Annotated in this window: 7 protein-coding genes; 3 read left to right on the forward strand and 4 right to left on the reverse strand. The window is 64.4% G+C overall.

What is annotated here, in order from left to right; translation table 11 throughout:
* The coding region (locus AC1DT2_RS14255) for a TonB-dependent receptor domain-containing protein (protein ID WP_477297004.1) at window positions 1-1,469 on the forward strand (1,469 nt) is incomplete at its 5' end.
* Here AC1DT2_RS14255 and AC1DT2_RS14260 read toward each other — a convergent pair.
* Entirely contained in the window at window positions 1,464-2,180 is a 717-nt protein-coding gene (locus tag AC1DT2_RS14260) for a Crp/Fnr family transcriptional regulator (protein ID WP_477297006.1), read from the reverse strand. The two genes, AC1DT2_RS14255 and AC1DT2_RS14260, sit on opposite strands and share 6 nt — an antisense overlap.
* A 174-nt stretch (window positions 2,181-2,354) precedes the next feature.
* Here AC1DT2_RS14260 and AC1DT2_RS14265 point away from each other — a divergent pair, with 174 nt between their 5' ends.
* On the forward strand, window positions 2,355-2,555 hold the full coding sequence (locus AC1DT2_RS14265; protein WP_477297008.1) for a hypothetical protein: 201 nt from the start codon (window positions 2,355-2,357) through the stop codon (window positions 2,553-2,555).
* On the opposite strand, the gene AC1DT2_RS14270 is transcribed toward AC1DT2_RS14265, so the two are convergent.
* The 3 genes from AC1DT2_RS14270 to AC1DT2_RS14280 are packed head-to-tail and all read right to left on the reverse strand — an operon-like array spanning window position 2,552 to window position 5,601.
* Complete coding sequence (locus AC1DT2_RS14270; RefSeq protein ID WP_477297009.1) at window positions 2,552-2,701, reverse strand: hypothetical protein; 150 nt, start codon at window positions 2,699-2,701, stop codon at window positions 2,552-2,554. The two genes, AC1DT2_RS14265 and AC1DT2_RS14270, sit on opposite strands and share 4 nt — an antisense overlap.
* A 46-nt stretch (window positions 2,702-2,747) precedes the next feature.
* Window positions 2,748-4,229, reverse strand: coding sequence for a hybrid sensor histidine kinase/response regulator (locus tag AC1DT2_RS14275; protein WP_477297011.1), 1,482 nt, complete (start codon window positions 4,227-4,229; stop codon window positions 2,748-2,750).
* Window positions 4,230-4,236: 7 nt separating this feature from the next.
* Entirely contained in the window at window positions 4,237-5,601 is a 1,365-nt protein-coding gene (locus AC1DT2_RS14280) for an amidohydrolase family protein (protein WP_477297012.1), read from the reverse strand.
* A 153-nt stretch (window positions 5,602-5,754) separates the two neighbouring features.
* On the opposite strand from AC1DT2_RS14280, the gene AC1DT2_RS14285 reads away from it, so the two are divergent.
* The gene (locus tag AC1DT2_RS14285) at window positions 5,755-5,883 is read left to right on the forward strand and encodes a hypothetical protein (protein ID WP_477297013.1); all 129 of its coding nucleotides are present in this window, start codon (window positions 5,755-5,757) and stop codon (window positions 5,881-5,883) included.
* Window positions 5,884-5,982 lie beyond the last annotated feature (99 nt).

A 5,982-nucleotide genomic window follows, 5' to 3' on the forward strand; every position in this document is an offset into this window, starting at 1 on the left:
ACCATGATTCGCTGGATACGCGCCTGGATGGCCTCCTCAACTACGGTGCCCTGCTTTCCGCTGTCACCAATGGCACGTACAACTTCGTCAATCCGTCGGCGAACTCGCGCGAGTTGCTGGATGCCCTGGCACCCACCCTGCGGAAGACGTCGACCAGCGACCTGCAATCGCTCGACTTCCATGTGACGCGCCCATTGATGGATCTGGGCGGTGGCTCGCTCGGTCTCGCGACCGGTGTCGACGTGCGCCATGAACAGCAGAACGACCCGGACCTCAACGCGAACCTGCAGGCACAGGGTCTCGGCGTCGCCCGTACGAGTGGCCAGCGTACGGTGGGAGGCGTCTATGTCGAACTGGATGCGCCATTCACGGAGTCTTTCGAAGTGGATGCATCGAGTCGTTTCGACCACTACTCGGACTTCGGTAACAACTTCTCACCGAAGATCGGCTTCAAGTGGAAGCCCATCGAGCAGCTGGCCGTGCGCGGCACGTTCTCGAAAGGCTACCGTGCGCCGGGATTCTCCGAGAGCGGAAACAGCCAGAGCGAGGGTTTTGCGACATTCACGCCACCGGCGGATTTCCAGAATGCGCATAACAACAGCGGCTATGTGCAGCCTTATCCGCTGGCTTTCCTCACCACGTCCAATCCCAAAATCCAGCCGGAACGCTCCAAGAGCTACACCCTCGGCCTGCTGTTCCAGCCGACGCAGGACCTGAGCGCGTCGCTGGATTTCTATCGGATCAAGAAAACCGGCGTGATCGCGCAGCAGGATCCCAACGCCGTGCTCGATGCGTACTTTGCCGGTCAGCCACTGCCGGCGGGCTCGGCGATCGTGGCGGACGGTCCGGACCCGGCGGCGCCGGGCGCGCTTGCGCGGCCCCTGGTCGTGGCGGCACCGTGGGTCAACCAGAACTCCCTGAAGACCCAGGGCGTGGACCTCGACCTAAAGGCTGGCTACAGCTTCAACGAGAACGTGCGCTTCACCAGTGAAATCAACCTGACCAAGATCATCAGCTGGAAGCTGAAGCTGGAGGACGGCACGACGCTCGAGTTCGTCGGTACGCACGGTCCTTACGGTGTGTCGTCAGGTGCGGGCACGCCGCGTTACCGTGGCTCGTGGGCGAACAGCATCTCCTTCGGAAAGGCGACGATCACCGGCACGTTGTATTACACCAGCGGACTGAAGCTGACCGCGCCGGACGTTCAGGACGGCTGCTTCTCGACCAATACGGATACGGGCGACAACTTCCCGGCGGATTGCCGCATGGCCTCGTTCACGGACTTCGACCTGACGGGCCGCTATGACCTCACGGAGAAAATCGCACTCACCGGCTCGGTGATGAACGCATTCGACAAGAAAGCGCCGTTCGATCCGCTGAACTATGCAGCGCTGAACTACAACCCGACCTATGCGCAGAACGGTGTGGTCGGGCGGTTCTTCACCGTGGGCGTGCGGGTGAAACTATAAGAACCGATCGCGCAGGGATGCTTCATGGAGCACATCCACGCCATCCGCACGGATGGCGATGGATCCGTCGCTTCGCAACCTCGCCAGCATGCGCGTCACCGTGGCCGCACTCATGCCCAGGTACGAACCGATATCGTCGCGTGACATCGGCAGAGGCACGAAGCCGCTGCCGATGCCTTCCACCCGGCGGCGGCGATCGAAGAGCTCAAGCAGGAAAGACGTCACCCGCTCCAGGGCCGATCCGTCGGTGGCGCGGCGCGTAAAGGCGCGTTCGCGCCGGCGCAGCGTGCGGAGATGGGTGGCAATCGCTGCACTGTGTTCGCACAGTGCGTCGGTGGCGGTGCGGGGAAATCGGCAAAACCACGTCTTGCCGACGGCCACCACCGACGCGCTGTGCGTCTGTGTGCGCTGAGCGTCGAGTGCGAACAGTTCGCCCGGCAAATGAAAGGCAACGACGCGCCCTTCGGTCACAGTCTTCGCCAGGCCGCTGAGCACGGCGAATGCGGCAAGGTGAGGTGCATCGGGCTGGACGAGCCGGTCTCCTTCGGAGAAGGGACCGACACGCTCGACCACCTCGCGCATGTCGAGAAGGTCGGGGTCGCCACCACGGGTTGCTTCACAGGCGGCGGCGTGCCGACACGACGCATTGCAGCAGACGGACGGCCGGCGTGAGGTGCTGGACTGGCTGGCGATGGCTGATGCGGTCGACACGGGTAACCTCCGGCACTCACGGAGTGCACCCGCATTTTAGGCCCCGATGTGGAGGGCGATGAGAACGGTCATCCCGCCGTGCGCTTTTGCCGCAGGGGACCCACCCATTGACCTTGTCGTGGTTTTGCCTTAGTAAGAGCGATGGGGGAACACCAAAAGGGGGCCGTCAAGGCCATGGCACGTCGAGTCACGCAAGTCAGCTCACCCGTCGTCGAAGACACCCGTTCCAACGCAGCGCCCTGGCCCGATGGCTTCATGCCCGGCACGGTGGCGCCGTTCGTCATGCGTTATGGGGTGGATTTCCTGGTCGCCATGCAGCGCACCGCCACCGCGCACGACACCGCCGTGGCGCCGGACGAAGTCGAGCCTGCTTAACGTTCCGAGGGATGCGAGCGAGGCGCCCGCGCGCCGTCGTCGGGCGTGTCGCCGRCTGGGCCGCCTTTAAGAATGCCGCCGACGACGACGATCGCTATCGTCGCCGCAATGAGGGCGAGCAGGGCGTAATAGCGGGTTCGATTCATGAGGCCAGTCTCCGTGGGCCTGGGTCAACGAAATGGATGGCGCACGTTACGTGCCCGTGGTGCCAAGCAGATCGGCCACGGCATCGATGAGCGCGTGAACGGAGAACGGCTTGCTGAGCATGGCTGTGCGCTCCGGCAACGCGGGCGTGTCCGCGAAAGCATCCCACGCGTAGCCGGTCACGAACAGCACGGGCACGTTCCGCAAGGTTTCGCGAACGGCCAGCGCGAGTTGCCGACCGTCCATGCCCGGCAGGCCGATATCGGTGACGAGGATGTCGGGTGGCGGTCCGGCGTCGATCAGGTGGAGCGCTTCGTAGGCTTCGGCGCAGTCACTGACCCGGTAACCCGCTTCTTCCAGCACTTCCCGCGCGATGGAACGAAGCATCTCTTCGTCCTCGACCAGGAGAACGTGCTGGCCTTTGCCGCGCACGAGCGCAGCGTCGACATGGGCATGGACGGCAGCATTCTCGCCGACGTGCCGGGGCAGCCAGAGGCTTACCGACGTGCCTGCGCCAGGGCTGGATTCGATGATGGCGCGGCCTCCGGTCTGGCGTGCGAACCCGTCCACCATCGACAGCCCAAGCCCCGTTCCCTGGCCGATGGCCTTGGTGGTGAAGAAAGGGTCGAACGCCTTCTCGACCACGCTCTGCGACATGCCAGTGCCGGTGTCGCTCACGGTGATCACCACGTAGTCGCGGCGTCCCCTGCCGATATCCGCGCGCTCGACGTTACGGGTCCGGATGGTCATCATGCCGCCCGTCGGCATCGCATCTCGCGCATTGATCGCCAGGTTGAGGACGGCGCTCTCCAACTGGCTGGCATCGGACAGGGTGCGCCAGAGGCCGTCCTGCATCTGGAGGTCGAGTGTGACCTGTTCGCCGATCAGCGGACGCAGTAGCAGATCCAGTTCCCTGACAAGCGCGTTGGCGTCCACGTCGGACAGCGACAGGGCCTGCTGACGGGCATAGGCAAGCAACCGATGCGTGAGGCCGGCGGCGCGCTTGACCGCGCCGCTGGCAGCGTCGAGCAGCCGGCGCGTGCCATCGAGACGCCCGTTGTCCAGTCGTTCGGCGACGACTTCGATCGCACCGCCGATGCCGCCGAGAATGTTGTTGAAGTCGTGCGCGATACCGCCCGTGAGGCGCCCCAGTGCCTCCAGCTTCTGGGCGTGGCGTTGTTGTTCGTCCATATCCCGGCGGCGCTGCGTATCGCGGCCCATGCCGTAAATGACGTTGCCGTCAGGCACGCCGGTCCACGCGAACCATCGGTAGTTGCCGTCTTTCGTGCGCAGTCGTAACTCGAGATCTTCGACAACGTCACCGTCAAACATCTGGCTGACCGCGTCGCRCGCGCGGTCGAGATCGTCGGCGTGGACCAATGCCTCGAGGTCGAGGCCGACCAGCTCGCTGGCCTCGTAGCCCAGCTCACTTTGCCAGGCGGGGTTGGTGTCCCGAAAACGGCCGTCGCGCGCAAGCACCACGTAGAGGTCGCGCGAGATGGTCCAAATCTTTTCCCGGCCGTCGGTCATTGCCGGCTCAGGGCTTGAACGTGTCGACGGGCCCTGAAACCTGGCGACCGCGCTGCCACACGGCGTCGATGGTCGTTGTCGCTTCGATGTCACCCGAGGGATCGTGATCGAGCACGATGAAGTCGGCCCGCTTGCCATTCGCAAGCACGCCGCGATCGTCCAGGCCCAGTAGCTGCGCGGCGCTCTGTGTCGCGACGTGGATCGCCTCCAGCGGGGTCAGGCCGGCGTCGACCATCAGGGCCAGTTCGCGATGCTCCGCGAAGCCGGGAATCCTTAGCGGCATGGCGCCTGCATCCGTGCCGAAACCTATCTTCACGCCGGCGTCGTGCAGGGTCTTCAGGTTTTTGAGGTTGACCTGCAAGGCCTCTTCGTTGACCGGTGTCGAGCCGTCGTTGTTTACCTTGTCGCGCCACGCGCCATCGGCAAACTGTCTGGCCAGGTCTGGCTGCACGGCATGCTGGAAGAAGGGGCGGTCCATCCAGCCGGGGTGGCGCGCATAGATGAACGCAGCTTCGTTGAGATCCAGTGTGGCGATGTACCAGGTGGCATGCTGTTTCAGCGCCTCGATGAAACCCGGGTCGACCGGCTTGTCGCGCACGCCGTGCGCGAGGATGTCCACTCCGGCGTCGACCAGTTGCCGCGCATCTTCCAGGTAATAGACGTGCGCGGCCACCCGCAGGTGCTTCGCGTGGGCCTCGTCGATCACGGCGTGCCAGATCTCCGGCTTCATCTTGACGGGAAGGCTGCCGTTGAAATCGTCCAGCCAGATCTTGATCAGGTCCGTCCCGCGTGCCGCTGCGGCGTCCACATCGGCGCGAGCTTCCTCCGGCGTGGCAGGGCGGTCGAGCTGGTTGGGCCCGGCCTGCATCATCTTGGCCGGCGGCGCCCCGTTAGGCACGCCAATACCCCGGTCGGCGCCGAACAGGTCGGCACCGTCGGCGTTGCCGGCATGCAGGTCGGCGCGCAGGGGATAGAAGATGTCGGGGTTGTTTACGCCGAGCGAGGTCATCGTGGTCACGCCGTAGGCCCGCCATTGGCGCAGTTGGCGAAGCCCGTTCTCGCGCGTATAGAGTTCGGGCAGTCCGCTCTTGCTGCCGTCCACGGAGCCGATATGTCCGTGGTCGGAGACCAGTCCGGGAATGATCGTCTTTCCCGTGTAATCGATGACCTTGGTACCCGCCGGCATCTTCGCGCGAAGGCCCGAGCCCATGAGTGAGATGTGGTCGCCGTCGATCACCAGGGTGACATCCTCCCGTGGCGGTGCACCGGTGCCGTCGATGACGCGTGCGCCGCGGATCACGGTCGCGGCGCCGACCGGACTGGAAGCAGCAGCCAGCGCGAGGGCGAGCAGGGTGGGGCGGAGCAGGGTCATGGAAAACATCCTTCCTGGTGATTGCCCGTCACGAATAATGCACGAGGTGCGAAGACCGTGTCGTTGCGAAATTCGTCGTTGCGCCGTTGTCACACGCGGTGCACAGGCAGCGGCCGAATCTCCGTACCCACATCCACCGCGGAGCACCAGGCAATGGAAGAGAAAGACATCACCCCCGTAGCGGACAAGCAACGCGGCGGCATCGGCTACATCCTGCTCTGGGTGCTGGGCGTGCCGATTCCGATCCTCATACTGATCTTCCTCGTACGCGGTTGCAYGTAACCCCCTCGAAGCGCCCCGTACTGTCGTATAAGCTTCCGTGATCCATTACGGAAGTGCCCATGTCCCAGGCAACCCTGCCGCGCAGTCCCGGTATCGACA

The sequence above is a fragment of the Luteibacter sp. P4_E6 genome (genome assembly GCF_056401535.1).